The sequence below is a fragment of the Agarivorans albus genome (assembly GCF_019670105.1).
Taxonomy (GTDB): domain Bacteria; phylum Pseudomonadota; class Gammaproteobacteria; order Enterobacterales; family Celerinatantimonadaceae; genus Agarivorans; species Agarivorans albus.
In genome coordinates, this window is sequence record NZ_AP023032.1 from 256214 (window position 1) to 273034 (window position 16821).

The following is a 16821-nucleotide window of genomic DNA, read 5'->3' on the forward strand; positions in this document are numbered from 1 at the left end:
AGCCTGAGAGCGGAGCAATCAGGCTTGGTATGGTTAATGCCAACTAGCTTGCTTGAGCGGTGTTTTCTAACGATTCCTGCTGAAGATGCTTGTTATTCAAATAATCTTGCAAACGCTGCTGCTGTTCATCGGTAAATGCTAAACCTTGTTTGGTTCTGCGCCACAAAATGTCTTCTTTTCGGTAAGCCCATTCTTGCTCACACAGGTAGTCGACTTCTAATTGATACAAGTTTCCGCCAAATAGCTCACCTAAACCCTGCTGTTTAGCATTGTGTATTAATTGTTCGGCTTGGCTACCGTAGTGCATGCACCAGCGGGCTACTAGCCCTGTGGGTAAATCGCTGTTGGCTTGTTGCCGCTTAATATAAGAGTGAATATCTCCGCCAATAGCGCCGCCTGGTAAGAAAGAGGCTTTAGTCCACGCTGGACCAAGATCGTTAATACGGGGAGCCAACATTTCTAAGGCCGCTTCGGCCAGTTTTCGGTAAGTGGTTAACTTGCCGCCAAATACCGATAACAGCGGAGCCCCTTCTGCTTCATCACTTAATTCTAAGGTGTAGTCACGAGTAACTGCCGAAGGATCGTTCGACTCATCTTGGCAAAGTGGTCGTACTCCAGAAAAAGTATGAATCACATCACTTGGCGCTATTTGCTTAGTAAAGTGCTGGTTTACTACATCGCACAAGTAACTGACTTCCTTGTCGGAGATCGCCACCTCTGAAGGGTTGCCTTGATATTCCACATCGGTAGTGCCAATTAACGAGTATTGCTGCTGATATGGGATAACAAACACAATGCGTTTATCGGTGTTTTGTAAGATGTAGGATTGCGGTTCGTTGTGAATTTTTGGCACCACGATATGGCTGCCTTTTACTAGGCGAATGGTGCGTGGTGGTGTTTGTTGCATGTTCTCTTCAATGAACTGCTGAACCCATGGACCAGCGGCGTTAACTAAAGTGTTGCAGCGATACTGTTGTTGCACACCCGTTTGCATGTCTTTTACATCTACCAACCAATGCTTGGCTTCGCGTTTGGCTGCTACTACTTGTTGGCGTGGCGCAATAAACGCGCCGTGTTTAGCTGCTAACAAGGCATTGCTAATCACAAGTCGAGCATCATCCACCCAACAATCAGAGTATTCAAAGCCTTTGGTAATATCACTTTTTAGTACATCACTTTGAGCGAAGCTTAGGCCCTTACATCCGGGAAGAGTGCCGCGTTTAGCTAGGTTGTCGTAGAGAAAGAGCCCCATGCGTATCAATATCCAAGGGCGTAGGTGGGGGCGATGTGGCAAACGAAAACGCATCGGCTCAACAAGGTGAGGAGCCATGTTAAGCAATACTTCACGCTCTTTGAGGGCTTCGCTCACTAAACGAAACTCATAATGCTCTAAATAACGCAGGCCACCATGGATCAGTTTCGAACTAGCAGAAGAGGTTGCGCTGGCTAAGTCGTTTTGCTCAAACAAAGCAACGCGTTGCCCTCGGCCAGCGGCATCTGCCGCTATGCCCACGCCGTTTATACCACCACCAATGACGATTAGGTCGAAGTTATGCGGGTCATTTATTTGTGCCATGTTGAGCGATCCTTTCAGTAAAGTTCGTTTTGTTTCGATATCGAGCATAATAGAGCATTTTGTGATCAAAAAACAATTACCGATGTAAAAAAAATGTGCAAAACGCGCTTTTAAGCTTGCCGACTAGATTTGTCTGCATGGAGCATTTGCTCTAAACTGTTACATCTTGTTAACAATTGTTTGCGGTAAGCTATGAAGATCCATCAGCTGGAAGGCTATATTCAGAATATTTTTTTGATTGAGTATCCGAACAAATTACTCTTGCTGGATGGCTGTTGCCGCGCTGATGTTGCAATGCTTAAGCGTTTTATCTGTGAACAGTTAGCACGATCACTTAGCCAACTAGAACTGGTGATGGTAACCCATATGCACCCAGATCATGCCGGTGGGGCTAGTTATTTGCAGCGTCGCTACCAGCTTTCTATTGCAGGTGCAGAGCACCCCGGCGAGTGGTATCAAGGTATTGCTGGAAGGTGTAATCACTTAATGGATTTAGCCTTGGCTCATTATGTGGCTAGGCGTCATCAGCGCGCTAAAGCTAACTTATGGTATTCGCCAACACTCAAATTTACGCACCGACTAAAAGACGGCCAAACCCTACCAGGCTTTGAAGACTGGCAAGTGTTGTTTACTCCGGGCCATACCGACCGTGACTTATCGCTTTATCACCCTGCGACTAAAACCTTGTATGTGGCCGACTGTATATTGCGGGTCAAAGGAAAGCTGATTTGTCCCTTTCCGATCAGCAGTCCTCGTCAATATCGAAGCTCAATTGAAAGGTTTAGCCAGCTACAAGTTGAAAATTACTTATTGGCTCATGGCGAGGGCGGCAAGATTAGCCAAGCAGAACTCCAACAGTTGCAGCAACTATGTCCTGAACAGGCTACCAGCTATAAAGGTTTTCTTGGTGAACTGCTGCGCAAACGCTTAACTGCTTAACTGAGTAGGGCAAAGTGTTAACTGTACATCTTGTTGTTTAAGGATTTCGCTGATGTCTTGTGGCACTGGCCGGTCGGTGTACAAATGGTCAATCTGCGCAATATTGCCAATGTTAATCATCGCATTACGGCCAAACTTACTGTGGTCTGCGGCAAGAATAACGTTGCGAGAACTGGCAATAATGGCCTGAGTCACTCTTACTTCATGGTAGTCAAAGTCTAGTAGCGAACCATCTAAATCAATGCCGCTAACCGTGACTACCCCATAATCTAGGCGAAATTGTTTTATGAAGTCGATGGTGGCTTCACCCACTATGCCGCCATCTTTATTACGCAACGCGCCGCCGGCCATAATCACATTAAAGTCGTCTTTAACCATCAGTAGTGATGCAACATGAATATTGTTGGTGATAATGCGTAAATCGCGGTGCTCCAATAAGGCTCTTGCAATCGTTTCGGCGGTGGTACCAATATCCAAAAACAGCGATGCGCCATTGGGGATCTGCTCTGCAATTTTCTGAGCAATGCTTTCTTTTTCAAGATGTTGTTTAATCTTTCGACTGGAATAAGAGTCGTTCACTACGCTACTTGATAGTAACGAAGCACCACCATGGTGGCGGTGAATCAGCTTCTGTTCGGCCAATACATTAAGGTCGCGGCGAATGGTTTGCGGGCTTACATTAAGTGATTCTACTAATTCTTCGGTAGCCACAAAGCCTTGGGTTTTAATCACCTGCAAGATTTGTTGATGGCGTTGAGTCTGCTTCACAACTGGGTTTCTCTTATTGGTATACATTTTATAGCGCAGTCATAAGTCTACTTAAAATGCAGTTTTTGTCACGGTTAACAAAGCGATACCGCAAACTGCATCGCAGCTTTTTAGAGAAATTGCTGAAATGAAATTAAAGTTTTGTCACGCTTTGGTTAAAAAAATGTTCTAAAATGTTCGTTTTCGAGCATAATAGACATAAATGCTAATCTGGAACCGTAATATCAATGGACACCGCACGATATATAGTTGCCCTTGATCAGGGCACAACAAGCTCAAGAGCGATTATTTTTAACCAAGACTCTGAAATTGTTGGCAGCGTACAACGCGAATTTAGCCAGTTTTTCCCAAAATCAGGTTGGGTAGAGCACAATCCCATGGAGATATGGGCTAGCCAAAGTGCATCTTTAACCGAGGTTTTGGCAAAAACCGGTATCCGTAGTGATCAAATTGCCGCGATTGGCATTACCAACCAGCGAGAAACCACCATTGTCTGGGATAAAAACACTGGCCAACCTATTTATAATGCCATTGTCTGGCAATGTCGCCGCACCACCAAATTATGTGAAGAGCTAAAAGAGCAAGGCTGGGAAGAGTATATTCAAGATACTACAGGCCTAATCTTAGATGCCTACTTTTCTGGCTCAAAGCTAAAGTGGATTTTAGATAATGTAGAAGGCGCACGCGAAAAAGCCGAAGCGGGTGACTTGCTGTTTGGCACGGTAGATAGCTGGTTAGTTTGGAAGCTTACTAACGGGAGAGTGCATGTTACCGACTATACCAATGCCTCTCGCACCATGATGTTTAACATTCATACCTTGCAATGGGATGACAAGTTGTTAGATATGCTGGGTGTGCCTAAACAAATGCTGCCAGAAGTGAAAGCCTGTTCGGAAATCTACGGCCAAACCAATATTGGCGGTAAAGGTGGAACGCGTATTCCTATCGCCGGTATTGCTGGCGACCAACAAGCGGCGCTATTTGGTCAGCAGTGTTATCGCAAAGGTATGGCAAAAAACACCTACGGCACCGGCTGTTTTTTATTGATGAATACTGGCGAAGTACCGGTTAAATCAACCCATGGTTTGCTCACCACTATCGCTTTTTCTTTAGATGGCAAGGTTAATTACGCCCTAGAAGGTAGTGTATTTATGGGCGGTGCTACCATTCAATGGTTGCGCGACGAGATGGGATTGATTCGCGATGCCTCCGATACCCAATATTTTGCCTCTAAGGTAGACGATACCAACGGCGTATACTTAGTACCTGCTTTTGTGGGTTTAGGAGCTCCCTACTGGGACCCTTATGCACGCGGGACTATTGTAGGGTTAACCCGTGGCGCTAACCGTAACCATATTATTCGTGCTGCGCTTGAATCGATTGCTTATCAAAGCCGAGACTTATTAGAAGCCATGCAAGCCGATGCTGGGATTTCGCTAAAACAATTACGAGTAGACGGCGGCGCAGTAGCCAATGATTTCTTGTTACAGTTTCAGGCTGATGCGCTGGGTACCGAAGTGGTACGCCCTTCGCTGATCGAGTCTACCGCCTTAGGCGCTGCTTACTTAGCTGGCTTAGCAGTGGGTTACTGGGATAGCGTAGAAAGCTTGGCCGAGAGCAATACTCCAGATCGTTGCTTCTCTCCTGATGGCGATGAGGCGAAACGAGAACGTTTATACAAAGGTTGGAAACGTGCGGTTGATTGTAGCCGAGGTTGGTACGACAAAGACCTAGACGACTAACTAGTTTTAGCGCTTATATTCGTAAAAGCCGCTAAGCAGTAGCGGCTTTTTTGTGCCTGCCGCCACAGTTTATGTGTTGATTCTCAGTAAATGCCTAGCTTCTTCGAAAAATGATGAGCTTAGCGCGATTCATTGCTAATGTTTAAGGGGCTTACTGGAGAATAATGCTGGAGGAAGTAGGTGACTAATAGTTCCTTTGAGACGCTAGATTTAAATTTATTAAAAGTGTTTGTGGTGTTGGCGCAAGAGCTTAATACGCGCCGTACTGCCGAACGTATGAATGTTAGTCAGCCAGCGATTAGCCGCAGCTTGCAAAAGTTGCGAGAGCATTTTGCAGATGAGCTTTTTGTACGCGCTCAACATGGGCTTATTGCCACCCCAAAAGCCGAACAGTTATCGCTTAGCTTGCCAAGCATCTTAGCCGAGCTTGCTAACGTTGTTGACCACCATAATGACTTTGACCCAGCTAAGTTAGAAGGCGTACTAAAAGTTGCTATGCACCCAATGTTATTAGCGTCGGTAGCTAAGCGTTTGTTTGTTGCATTGCAGCAGCATGCGCCGGATCTACGTCTGCAAGTAGCTACTTGGGGAGCCGATACTTGTGAGTTGATTCAGCGTGGGCAAATTGATTTTGGTTTGTGTTTGTTGCCGGTAGAAGGCTCGAAAGAGCTAGTGCAACGTCGTTTATGGCGCCAGCCTATTTATGTCTATGCGCGCGATGCTCATCCAATTGGTGACGACATTGTCACCCCGCAAGATTTTGAAAGCTACGCTACCGCGCTCATTCATGTTCCGGGTTGGAGTGCGGCGCGCACCGAAGCAGAAAAGTTTTTGGCAGCCCATGGCGTAGAGGTGACTATTGGTTTTCGTTCTGAACTGCCGGGATCGATTATGGATGTATTGCGGGTGAGTGATTTAGTTTACCCCAGCGTGACCTATTACCCGCCAGAAGATATTCCTGGCATTAGGCAGTTGCAGCTAAGTGAAGAGTTTAAAGGTTTGGCATTGAAGTATGATACCGGCTATGTGTTCCACTACCGCAATCGGCAAAATCCTTTGTACCTATGGTTACAGGAGATTTTGGTGGAAAAATGCCGCGATGAGATCTTTAGCATCAACTAACAGAGTGTCATATGTTGCTAAGCTTGAGCGAATTGTTCGCGGCCGGCTAACCAACGGTCAATTAAGGGTTCAATAGCAACCGGTGTTTGCTGAAGAAGTTGTTTAGCTAGGCGCTGCGCTTCGCCTATCATTGCTTGGTCTCGTACTAAGTCGGCAATTTTAAATTCGGCTAAACCGGTTTGCTTGGTGCCAAGTAGTTCGCCAGGGCCTCTAATTTCCATATCGCGTTGGGCAATTACAAAACCGTCGGTGCTGTCGCGCAATACACTTAAACGTGAACTGGCGGTTTTAGATAAGGGGCTGTGGTACATCAATACGCAGTGGCTTTCTACTTGGCCACGACCCACTCTGCCACGTAGCTGGTGGAGCTGAGCTAAACCTAAACGTTCGGGGTTTTCTATAATCATTAAACTGGAGTTAGGTACATCCACACCCACCTCGATCACGGTGGTAGCCACCAGTAAATCAAGTTGATGGTTTTTAAACTGCTCCATTACCCACTGCTTTTCTTGCGGTTTCATGCGGCCATGCACTAAACCGATGCGTAAATCGGGTAATTGTTTTTGTAAGGTATCGGCGGTGTCTTCGGCTGCTTGGCACTGCAGGACTTCTGATTCTTCAATTAAGGTACAAACCCAATAAGCTTGGCGCCCGTCATTGTGACAAGCTTGATACACCCGTTCGATCACTTGCTCACGACGAGTATCTGGCAGGGCCACGGTTTTAATTGGGGTTCGCCCGGGCGGCAGCTCATCAATAATCGACAGCTCTAAATCGGCATAGGCCGTCATCGCCAAGGTGCGAGGGATAGGGGTAGCCGTCATAATTAGCTGATGTGGTAAAGTGTTGCTGCCATCTACAGCGGCGCCTTTCTCGCGTAAGGCCATGCGTTGGTGCACCCCAAAGCGGTGCTGCTCGTCGATAATCACTAAGGCGAGTTTGGCAAATTGCACTTGCTCTTGGAAAATGGCATGAGTGCCCACTACCATTTGCGCTTCGCCGCTGGCTATGCGCTCCATAGCCTCGTTGCGAGCTTTGCCTTTTTGTTTGCCAGCAAGCCAATCAACTTTAATGCCTAGGGGCGCGAACCACTTGGCAAAATTAAGCGCATGCTGTTCAGCCAATATTTCGGTGGGCGCCATCAGTGCCACTTGGTAACCATTCGCTAAAGCCTGCAAAGCCGCCATTGCTGCTACTAAGGTTTTGCCACTGCCTACATCGCCTTGTACCAAACGCATCATGGCATGTGGCTGCTGGGTATCGCTTTTAATTTCGGCCACCACCCGTTGTTGGGCATTGGTTGGTTTAAAGGGGAGCTGGGCTAAAAATTGCTGTTCTAGGTCACTGGCTAGCGGTAAAGCAATGGCTGCTTGGCGCTGTTGCTCTTGACGTAGCTTTAACATGCTGAGCTGGTGGGCGGCTAGTTCTTCTAATACCAAACGCTGCTGGGCAGGGTGTCGGCCTTCTTCTAATAAGCTGAGCTCGGTATCTGGATCGGGGCGATGCAGCTGCATTAAGGCTTGGTTAAGATCTAAACCGTGGGGGCGTAATGCGGCTGGTAGCCAATCTACCAAGGGATATTGCTCTAGTAACTTAAAAGCTTGCTCACTGAGTTTACGCAAATTGAGCTGCTTTAAACCCTCGGTAGTGGGATAAACCGGGGTAAGCTTTTCATCCATTAACGGTGCACTAGGATCAGCAACAATGCTGTATTCCGGGTGGATCATTTCCCAACCATGCTTACCGCGCTTAGCTTCGCCAAAGCAACGCATCCACTTACCCTGTTGCATGGCAGCCTTTTGGCCGTTATTAAAGTTGAAAAAGCGCAGGGTAATACTGCCGCTGCCATCGCTGATGCGACACGTTAGCATACGGCGACGGGCGTGAATGGTTTCCACCTTGGTAATTTCGCCATGCACCGAAACATGCGCGCCGTGCAGTAAGTCGTTAATTGGCCATACGCGAGTGCGGTCTTCATAACGCAGGGGGAGGTGCAGCAGCAAGTCGCCAACATTTCGAATATGTAGGCGTAGGAGTTTTTCGGCAAGTTTGTCACCCACTCCTTTAAGTGCGGTGATGGGCAGGCTGCTTAATTCCACTTAAACCACTGTAAATATGATCATGTACCAAGAGTATATATGAATTTTTCGGCTATTATTACTAATCAAGGGTTTAACTGTGGTTGGGGCGAGAAATGCTAAGGTTTCTTTGTAATATAGGTTTGGCTTTGCTGTTAGCCATTGGCGTTATAGAAGCCTGTATGGCGGAACAGGCCGCTCGCCCAGCGCAGCTACACAAACCCGAGCAACCCATAGAGCGCCCAATCCCTAGCCATCCTATTGAACGTCCAATTCGACCTATTTACCCAATTCGTCCGCCTGCTCAGTTACCCCATCGTTGGCAAGGTGCAAGAACCTACTATTGGGTCGCACCTAGCGATTTGTGGCAACCAGAAGCCTTAAAGCCAGAGCAAGTTATAGAGCTAGAAATTGAAGCCGACGACCGAGCCGAATTACTGCTTATTGATGGTCGCGATAAAGTGGTATTTGATGGCTGGTTAGGCATGGGTGATCTGCGCACTTGGCAGGTAATGCACCCAGCATCCTTGTACTTTTCTCAAATCGAGGGTTTTAGCTTAAAACTTAATGGTAGCGAGATTGATTTGTCGGGCTATCCGCAAGATCAACCTTTGTCGTTAACCCTAGCGCCACAAGCCGAGTAGGCCAGGTTAACTTGTTCGCTATAGGTTCAAATTTGTAGCCGCTTCACGTATTATCTAGGCCTTTGGTGGCCGTTGTGCTGCATTATAAATCCACCCATCGAATTCAAAGGTATAGATTTGCTATGGCCAAGTTATCGCTGCAAGAGCAGATGCTTAAAGCTGGTTTAGTTGACAAGAAAAAAGCCAAAAAAGTAGGCAAAACCAATAAAAAATCACGCACCTTGGCCAAAGAAGTAAAAGCAGCTGCCGAGCAAGCCAAGCTTGACCAACAACAGCGTGACGCCGAATTAGCTCAGCAACAAAATGCCGAGAAAGCCAAAAAAGCCGTTGCCGCTCAAATCAAGCAATTGATTGAGATGAACATGTTAGACAGAAAGCGTGGCGAAGAAGCTTACAACTTCACCCATGAAGGCCTAATTAAAAAGATTTATGTTACCGAAGAACTGCGCAAGCAGCTTAGTAACGGCCGTTTAGCCATTGTTACTCTGGGCGAAGCTTATGAAGTAGTCCCTACGATTGTGGCGGAAAAGATTGCCCAGCGTGATGAAAGCGTAGTAGTGCTAATTAACGACCCAAGCCAAGATGTAATTGATGAAGATGACCCATATGCTGATTATCAAATCCCAGATGATTTGATGTGGTAATGGGATGTTAGTTTGAGAAGAAACCGCTAATTAGCGGTTTTTTTGTATTTGTAAGCTTCCTCTTCTCGTTAACCATTTTGCTTGCGATGTACTTTGTGGGCTCAGGTTTTGGCTTGGCGGCGATGATGGTGTATTGAAAGCATAACAGTATGCTTGAGGCTTCATTCGTTTTATTTTGAGCCACTGCTTGGTGTTGATTTTGGTTTCGCCTTGGCGGCGATGATGGTGCATTGGAAGCAGAACTGCGTGCTTGAGGCTTTATTAGCTTTAATTTGAGCTAATGCTGGGTGTTGGTTCAGGTTTCGCCTTGACGGCGATGTACTTTTCTTTGCTCTGCCAAAGAAAAGTACACAAAAGAAAGGCAGCCCGCATCTCCTTACATCCTCCGTTGCTCGTAAGCAAGGGCACCTTCGGAAACTCGCTACGCTCAAACAGTCCTCGGTTTAATCCCTTGTTTACTCCGCTACTCGGCGGAGATGATGGGTATCGAGAGCGGCCCGCTGCGGGCTCTTGATCTTCCTTCCCCCTCATCATCGCGAGTAGCGCAATCGAGTGGTGGGTAAAGGTAAAACTTGTTTTAAATAAGCTAGTTGTGCGCATTGGTTTCGCCTTGCCTGCGATACACTTTTCTTTGTGCGGCCAAAGAAAAGTGTATAAAAGAAAGGCCGCCCCGCATTCTCTTGAATATTGCGTTTCTCATAAATCAATGCGCCTACGGAAACTAGCTGCGCTCAAACTGTCCTCGGCTTATTTCGTTGATTTACTGCGATACTCAGCGGGAATGATGGGGATCGAGAGCGGCCCGCCGTGGGCTCTTGATCTTCCTTCCCCCTCATCATCGCCGAGTAGCGCAAGCGAGCTGCGGGTATAGGCAAAACCTGTTTGAGCGTAGCGAGTTGTTTTGACGCCGCTGTGAGTGAGCAACGCAGGAAGAAGATGATGCTGGGGCAGCCTTTCTTTTTCCTTAGTTTTTCTTTGGCTGTTCAAAGAAAAAGGAAGTCGCCGTCAGGGCGAAATCGGCAAGTAAAGCTAGCGCTAGAACTTAAATTTTTGATAAATTTCTTTTTAGTAATGAATGTTCGAGAATTGTACTACCGAACAAAGGATTGTGTTTAAGATTCTTTTTCAGGTAGACAACACAAACAATACCCGAGTTTTTTAAGGATAAATATGAAGTCCGTGTTTAGATTAACGATTTTAAATCTGGTTGTTTTTTTTATTACTAGTTGTACTTCAAATGAGGAAGTGAAATCACCAGATACCTTAGTGTTAGCAATGCACGATACATTAGTTCGCGCTATCAATGACAGTGATTCTAAGATTGCAGAATGCAATCTTTTATACGATAGCCTTCATGTCAACTCAAAGCAGTTTCATTCTTCAAATGCGCGTTTTCTGTCTGCAACTAAAAATCTGCAAGATAAACTAGCCGCCTATGAAGGAGATAACAATCTGGTAGAGCTATCTAGCTATTTGTGGCCTTATATAGTGAAAGAATCGGAAAGTTCGGCTTCGAGAAGAAGCTATTATTTGGATATGTGTGAGCAGTTTAGTGGTGATGCAGCAATCTACTTTCTTGGGAAATCAGTTACTACTCCTACAGTAGAATCTACTACGGACAATACTGTAATGCTTTCTACTTTGATTGATAAGCGTGAAGTTATAGTTAGCTGGAAAAAGGAGCTAACTCAATGGAAACTTCATGAGGCTAGGTATGCTAAAGAAATTCCAGCAACTATAGTTTCTCAATACGACAACCTTATAGATGATATTGTTAGTAATCAGATGCTTATTGAGTCAATAGACCGAGCGTGCCTGAATCTTGAGCACCCGCTGTTTGACAGCCTTAATTCCGTCAATCGTTTAACATACATAATTGGGGATGAAGGCTCGAATGTATACCATGAGAAATCTAAAGTTCTTAAAGGATCAGTTGAAATGATAGTTGAGCAGACACTGACAACATTTCAATCTACAGGAGAATGCTCGGACCCGTCTGTAAAAGTGAAAATTTACGCGCTAATTATACAAAGGCTTCAGAAAATGCATCAAGATGTTGTAGTGCTATCGAATATAACCATGAAGCTCCCTAAAGATCAGAAATGATTTATTGTAGCTGACAATTTTAGTCACTAATTCAACTTCCCATATTAAAACAAAAGCCGCTCAATGAGCGGCTTTCATATTTAACAAGCTATCTGCTTAGATATGAGAAAGGATCTTCTGAACTGTTTCTTTAGCATCACCAAACAACATGTCTGTATTCTCTTTAAAGAACAATGGGTTTTGAACACCGGCATAACCAGTCGCCATTGAACGTTTAAATACAATCACGTTTTTCGCGTCCCATACTTCTAGTACTGGCATACCAGCAATTGGGCTGCCTGGCTCTTTAGCTGCAGGGTTAACCGTGTCGTTAGCACCAATTACTAGTACTACGTCGGTAGAGGCGAAGTCTTCGTTAATTTCGTCCATTTCCATTACGATGTCGTAAGGTACTTTGGCTTCGGCTAACAATACGTTCATGTGGCCAGGTAAGCGACCTGCTACTGGGTGAATAGCAAAACGTACGTTCACGCCTTTATCACGCAGTTTTTTGGTAATTTCGGCTACTGGGTATTGGGCTTGTGCTACTGCCATGCCGTAACCTGGGGCGATAATTACTTCGTTAGCATCTTTTAGCATCTCGGCAACTTCTTCAGCCTGTACTTCGGTATGTTCGCCTTGGTCTACGTCGGTAGCTACTGTGCCACCTTCGCTACCAAAACCACCTAAAATTACGCTGATGAACGAGCGGTTCATTGCTTTACACATGATGTAAGACAGAATTGCACCCGAGCTACCTACTAGTGCACCGGTTACAATTAGCAAGTCGTTGCCTAGCATGAAACCTGCCGCTGCTGCTGCCCAACCAGAGTATGAGTTAAGCATAGATACAACCACTGGCATATCGGCGCCGCCGATTGCAGATACTAGGTTGTAACCAAATACAAAGGCGATAAAGGTCATGATAACCAGTGGCCACATAGAGCCGCTGTCCATGAATACACTGCCTAGGTAGATTGATACTACAATCATGCCTAAGTTTAACCAGTGAGCGCCTGGTAGGGCTTTAGGGGCACTGCTAATAAGGCCGCGAAGTTTACCAAAGGCGACTACCGAACCGGTGAAGGTTACTGCACCAATAAAGATACCTAGGAATACTTCTACGTCGTGAATAGATTTTGCTACTGGGTCAATTAAACCAGTAACTGAATCAATTAACGAGCCGTGGTCGATAGCGCTTGAGAAACCAACCAATACTGCAGCCATACCTACGAAACTGTGCAAAATAGCAACCAGCTCTGGCATTTCGGTCATTTCAACTTTAAGTGCTAAACGGATACCAATAGCGGCACCAATACCCATGGCTAGGGTAATAATCCAGCTACCACCGGTTACTTGGGTGCTAGCTAATGTGGCTAGTACGGCGATAACCATACCTATGATGCCAAAGATGTTACCGCGCTGGGCGGTTTCTTGTTTACTTAGGCCGGCTAGGCTGAAGATAAACAATAGGGCAGCGATTAAATACGCTGCAGAAACTATACCTTGAGACATGTGACTATTTCTCCTTAGTCGTCTTTACGGAACATTTTCAGCATCCGCTGAGTCACAGTAAAACCACCGGCGATATTAATGGTGGCGATAAGCACGGCGATACCCGAGAGCAGTAGTACTACCCAGGAGGTGTCGGCTTTCATCTGCACTAAGGCGCCCACAATAATAATGCCGCTAATGGCGTTGGTTACACTCATTAATGGAGTGTGCAAGGCATGTGTTACGTTCCAAACTACGTAGTAACCCACTACACAAGCCAGCAAGAACACAGTGAAGTGCTGTACAAAGTCTGCTGGTGCTGCGTCGGCTACCCAAGCAAAAGCGGCTGCACCGGCTGCTGCTAGCACTGGTTTTAGCCAAGGCTTGCTTGGTTTTTCTTCTTCCACTGGAGCCGGCTCTGCAGCAGGTGCTTCGGCTTGAGGCTGAGCACTTACTTGAATCGCTGGTGGTGGGAAAGTGATTTCGCCATCTTTAACCGAGGCTACGCCACGTAAAACTTCGTCTTCGAAGTCGATGTTGATTTCGCCATTTTTCTCTGGGCTAAGTAACTTAAGTAGGTTTACTAAGTTGGTACCGTAAAGTTGGCTAGCTTGAGCAGGCAAACGGCGAGAAATATCAGTTAAGCCCACAATGGTTACATCGTGCTTAACGGCAATTTCGCCAGGCTCGGTTAACTCACAGTTACCGCCAGTGGCTGCTGCTAAATCAACAATTACGCTACCTGGCTTCATTAATTCAACCATGTCGGCCAAAATCAGCTTAGGTGCTGGACGGCCTGGAATTAATGCGGTGGTAATAATGATGTCTACATCTTTGGCTTGTTCGCGGAACAAGGCCATTTCGGCTTCAATAAAGGCTGCACTCATTTCTTTTGCGTAGCCGTCACCGCTGCCAGTATCTTCTTCTTCGTAATCAAGCTCTAGGAACTCTGCGCCCATAGAGTTAATTTGCTCTTTTACTTCTGGGCGAGTATCAAAGGCACGAACAATGGCGCCCAAGCTACCAGCGGTACCAATGGCAGCCAAACCGGCTACACCTGCACCAATTACTAATACTTTAGCGGGTGGTACTTTACCCGCAGCAGTAATTTGACCGGTAAAGAAGCGGCCGAAGTGGTTAGCTGCTTCTACCACTGCGCGGTAGCCGTCTACGTTGGCTAGCGAGCTACGTGCATCCAAAGATTGAGCACGAGAAATCCGTGGCACCATGTCCATGGCTAATAAATTAACCTTGGCTGCTTTAAATTTTTCAAGCAATTCTGGATTTTGTGCAGGCCATGCAAAACTGGCTACCGTTGCGCCTTCCTTTATAAGAGAAAGTTCGTCGGTGGTGTTGTCGCTTCCGTCTAGTGGAGCGTTAACCTTAAAGATGAGGTCAGCTTGAAATGCTTGCTCTTTGCTTACAATTTCTGCGCCTGCTTCGCTATAAGCATCATCATTAAAGCTGGCTGCTGTTCCTGCACCGCTTTCCACTGCCACAGAGAAGCCTAGTTTAAGCAACTGCTCTACGGTTTTTGGGGTGGCGGCTACCCGGCTCTCCTGGTCGAAGATCTCCTTAGGTATTCCGATTTGCATAGTGTGTTCCTGCTAATGGTTGTTATGTTGAGTTGCTGTGTTGGCAACACGTCGCTGCATATTAAATGTTTGTTAGCTACTGCATGTTAGCTAATTTTTCGCATTTGGTGTGTATGAAAGAAAACTACGGCCTAACAGTCAAGTAACTTCGCACAAAAGTATCGCTTATTTCCATTGGTCAAACCAATTTGTAAAGTTTATCGGTGTGATAGGTTATGCCTAGGTTGAATAAAGTTAGCAGAATGTAACGCGCACCTGTGTAAAAGCTTAGTAGTGGCATGGAAATAGCAAGAACCCATTGCGTCTACTACTCTTTAATAAAAGCACCTGACCAAGCTTGGCAAGGTGCGAGATGTAAACCAAACCATAAGAGGAAGTAGTTAACTAAACTAACGGTGCGTTGGAGGTTGTTATGGGTATTGCATTATCGTTAATGATTGCAGTATTGGTGTGGGCAAACATGGTTCAGGCAAAGCCTAAACTGGCGCTCGACTTTAGTGTTGAGAACGAGCTCGAACAACCTCAAGCTGCTAGTGATCTATTCAATGATATTAATTGGTTACAAGAGCAGCATTTTAGTGCTGGCAGCGCTAGCAGTAACCAGCTTCCTACTAATACTACTGAGCAATCTGAGTTTTTACGTTACCAGCAAGTGCCGCAATGGCGTGCTAATTGGCGTGGTGGGGTGCGCTGGCAAGCGCAAAATAATTTGTTGTTTCGTGCCAAAGGTAACCGTTTGTCGGGCCACTTAACCTTGTCGAACAAAACGCTGTGTGCAATTTGCAAAACGCAAATAGACACCACAGTATGGAAAGATGGCCACGTACAACTGCAACTTAAATCTTACTTTGAGTAACCCAGCGCTGAGTAGAGGATGCCAATAAGCTCTTGTTTATTGGTGATTGATACTCTGGTTTGTTCCACCGTTTGCCGTGTAATAGCGCTACTTTCACAGTGACTACCATCAGCGCCAAAAAAATATCTAATATGCTTATCTACTTTATTCGGTAAAGGTTTTTGCATTACCGAATTACGTTTTTATTTTGCTATTTCTTGCCCTAGTTAACATCTCAGTGAAATCGCTCTAAATTACCTATTTTGCAGTAGCTTGGCGGGAATTTCTCAGGATATAATCTAATAAAAAAGAGGAGACTATCTTGGGCTATTTGTTGTTGGCCTTAATGCTTGTATTAGTTTTACCCGCAGTAAGCTTTTTTCTCGGTTATATCCACCTTTATCTAGAATATGGCGTGGTGGTGTCGGCAACCATTATTGCATTATGGCTTTTTTTCGATTTCGTAAAAATCAAAAAGCGCTAAGCCTAGCCTGTGAGCGGCCTGCGCTCTAGTTTTGCAACTGTCCTTTATGTCATTAGTTACTATTTTGAATAATTATTCACTAGACTTTATTTGAATGATAGCTCGGTGTAAGTAACTGATTCATCTATTGTTATTTTCTCGGCTTAACCCGAATATAGCCAAACAGATGTAAAACACATTTTCTACATGCCAAAAAGCTATAAGTAATATTTTCTTATATTTTGCCTTGTTTTTAAGCTGTTGTTTTTTATGGGTATTATTTTTTGTGGATTTGGCTTGCATCCCCAAAGTGGTAAATTAGTACTTCACATTTCTAGCAAAAGCCTATAGATTACCTCCCGCAAGACTGAGCTAGATCAAGAAATGTTTGGCTAAATGGAATTTTTACTGATTATTTCTTGTGCAATTTTTATTCACTAGCTAGCCTTACTTACGCAAGTGGCAATAAGCAAAATATAACGAGAAATTAAACATAACATTTAACTTTTTCACCCTTGCAACAACTTAGGAGATTTATCTAAATGGAACAAGACCAACAACAAACGATGCGTTGTTTTGCAACTGGTAAAGGTTTTTTTGTGCGCCTTCCAATCAGTGAAGATATTGAAGCAAAAGAATGCGAATCAGATGTTGAAGCGGCCGAGTAAACTACCCCGTAGTTGCCTTTTTAACTCGTGACTCGAACTAACGCTTGTTACATCCTAAACCGCTAGCTTTGGCTAGCGGTTTTTTTATGCCCGCCTCCTACCGCATAATTTGTACCTTTTCTTAGCCTCAAAATAATAGTTATCGATGAGTTTGCTTTAGGTCAAACT

13 protein-coding genes are annotated in these 16821 nt (G+C 45.3%); 8 read left to right on the plus strand and 5 right to left on the minus strand.

Annotation, left to right across the window (positions count from 1 at the left end; all coding sequences use genetic code 11):
- Positions 1 to 43: 43 nt before the first annotated feature.
- Entirely contained in the window at positions 44 to 1576 is a 1533-nt protein-coding gene (gene glpD / locus K5620_RS01190; RefSeq protein WP_016399867.1) for a glycerol-3-phosphate dehydrogenase, read from the minus strand.
- Between the two features lie 192 nt (positions 1577 to 1768).
- Here glpD and K5620_RS01195 point away from each other — a divergent pair, with 192 nt between their 5' ends.
- Complete coding sequence (locus K5620_RS01195; RefSeq protein ID WP_051147539.1) at positions 1769 to 2515, plus strand: MBL fold metallo-hydrolase; 747 nt, start codon at positions 1769 to 1771, stop codon at positions 2513 to 2515.
- Here the strand turns inward: K5620_RS01195 and K5620_RS01200 are convergent.
- The gene (locus tag K5620_RS01200) at positions 2504 to 3283 is read right to left on the minus strand and encodes a DeoR/GlpR family transcriptional regulator (protein WP_016399865.1); all 780 of its coding nucleotides are present in this window, start codon (positions 3281 to 3283) and stop codon (positions 2504 to 2506) included. The genes K5620_RS01195 and K5620_RS01200 overlap by 12 nt on opposite strands.
- A gap of 227 nt (positions 3284 to 3510) precedes the next feature.
- On the opposite strand from K5620_RS01200, the gene glpK reads away from it, so the two are divergent.
- Together glpK and K5620_RS01210 are read left to right on the plus strand one after the other, a co-directional pair.
- Positions 3511 to 5025 carry a glycerol kinase GlpK gene (glpK, locus tag K5620_RS01205; protein WP_016399864.1) on the plus strand — a complete coding sequence of 505 codons (1515 nt, stop codon included), beginning with the start codon at positions 3511 to 3513 and terminating at the stop codon, positions 5023 to 5025.
- Between the two features lie 180 nt (positions 5026 to 5205).
- Positions 5206 to 6147 carry a LysR family transcriptional regulator gene (locus K5620_RS01210; protein ID WP_016399863.1) on the plus strand — a complete coding sequence of 314 codons (942 nt, stop codon included), beginning with the start codon at positions 5206 to 5208 and terminating at the stop codon, positions 6145 to 6147.
- Positions 6148 to 6164: 17 nt separating this feature from the next.
- Here K5620_RS01210 and recG read toward each other — a convergent pair whose 3' ends face one another.
- The gene (recG, locus tag K5620_RS01215) at positions 6165 to 8246 is read right to left on the minus strand and encodes an ATP-dependent DNA helicase RecG (RefSeq protein ID WP_016399862.1); all 2082 of its coding nucleotides are present in this window, start codon (positions 8244 to 8246) and stop codon (positions 6165 to 6167) included.
- Positions 8247 to 8341: 95 nt separating this feature from the next.
- Here recG and K5620_RS01220 point away from each other — a divergent pair, with 95 nt between their 5' ends.
- The 3 genes from K5620_RS01220 to K5620_RS01230 all read left to right on the plus strand — a co-directional run bounded on the left by K5620_RS01220 (position 8342) and on the right by K5620_RS01230 (position 11619).
- Entirely contained in the window at positions 8342 to 8869 is a 528-nt protein-coding gene (locus K5620_RS01220; protein WP_016399861.1) for a RodZ domain-containing protein, read from the plus strand.
- A 122-nt stretch (positions 8870 to 8991) separates the two neighbouring features.
- The gene (locus K5620_RS01225) at positions 8992 to 9513 is read left to right on the plus strand and encodes a DUF2058 domain-containing protein (protein ID WP_221075631.1); all 522 of its coding nucleotides are present in this window, start codon (positions 8992 to 8994) and stop codon (positions 9511 to 9513) included.
- Positions 9514 to 10683: 1170 nt separating this feature from the next.
- Positions 10684 to 11619, plus strand: a complete 936-nt coding sequence (locus K5620_RS01230) for a hypothetical protein (RefSeq protein ID WP_016399857.1) — start codon at positions 10684 to 10686, stop codon at positions 11617 to 11619.
- Between the two features lie 96 nt (positions 11620 to 11715).
- Here the strand turns inward: K5620_RS01230 and pntB are convergent, their stop codons facing one another.
- Together pntB and K5620_RS01240 are read right to left on the minus strand one after the other, a co-directional pair.
- Positions 11716 to 13113: a Re/Si-specific NAD(P)(+) transhydrogenase subunit beta gene (gene pntB, locus K5620_RS01235; RefSeq protein WP_016399856.1), complete on the minus strand. Its 1398-nt coding sequence runs from the start codon at positions 13111 to 13113 to the stop codon at positions 11716 to 11718.
- Between the two features lie 14 nt (positions 13114 to 13127).
- A complete protein-coding gene (locus K5620_RS01240) occupies positions 13128 to 14687 on the minus strand; it encodes a Re/Si-specific NAD(P)(+) transhydrogenase subunit alpha (protein ID WP_016399855.1) in 1560 nt (519 codons plus the stop codon).
- A 412-nt stretch (positions 14688 to 15099) separates the two neighbouring features.
- Between K5620_RS01240 and K5620_RS01245 the strand changes: the two genes are divergently transcribed.
- A complete protein-coding gene (locus K5620_RS01245; RefSeq protein ID WP_016399854.1) occupies positions 15100 to 15543 on the plus strand; it encodes a hypothetical protein in 444 nt (147 codons plus the stop codon).
- 984 nt (positions 15544 to 16527) lie between these two features.
- Positions 16528 to 16653 (plus strand): hypothetical protein, encoded by a 126-nt coding sequence (locus tag K5620_RS21780; protein ID WP_016399851.1) that lies wholly within the window; start codon positions 16528 to 16530, stop codon positions 16651 to 16653.
- The last annotated feature ends 168 nt before the right edge of the window (positions 16654 to 16821 follow it).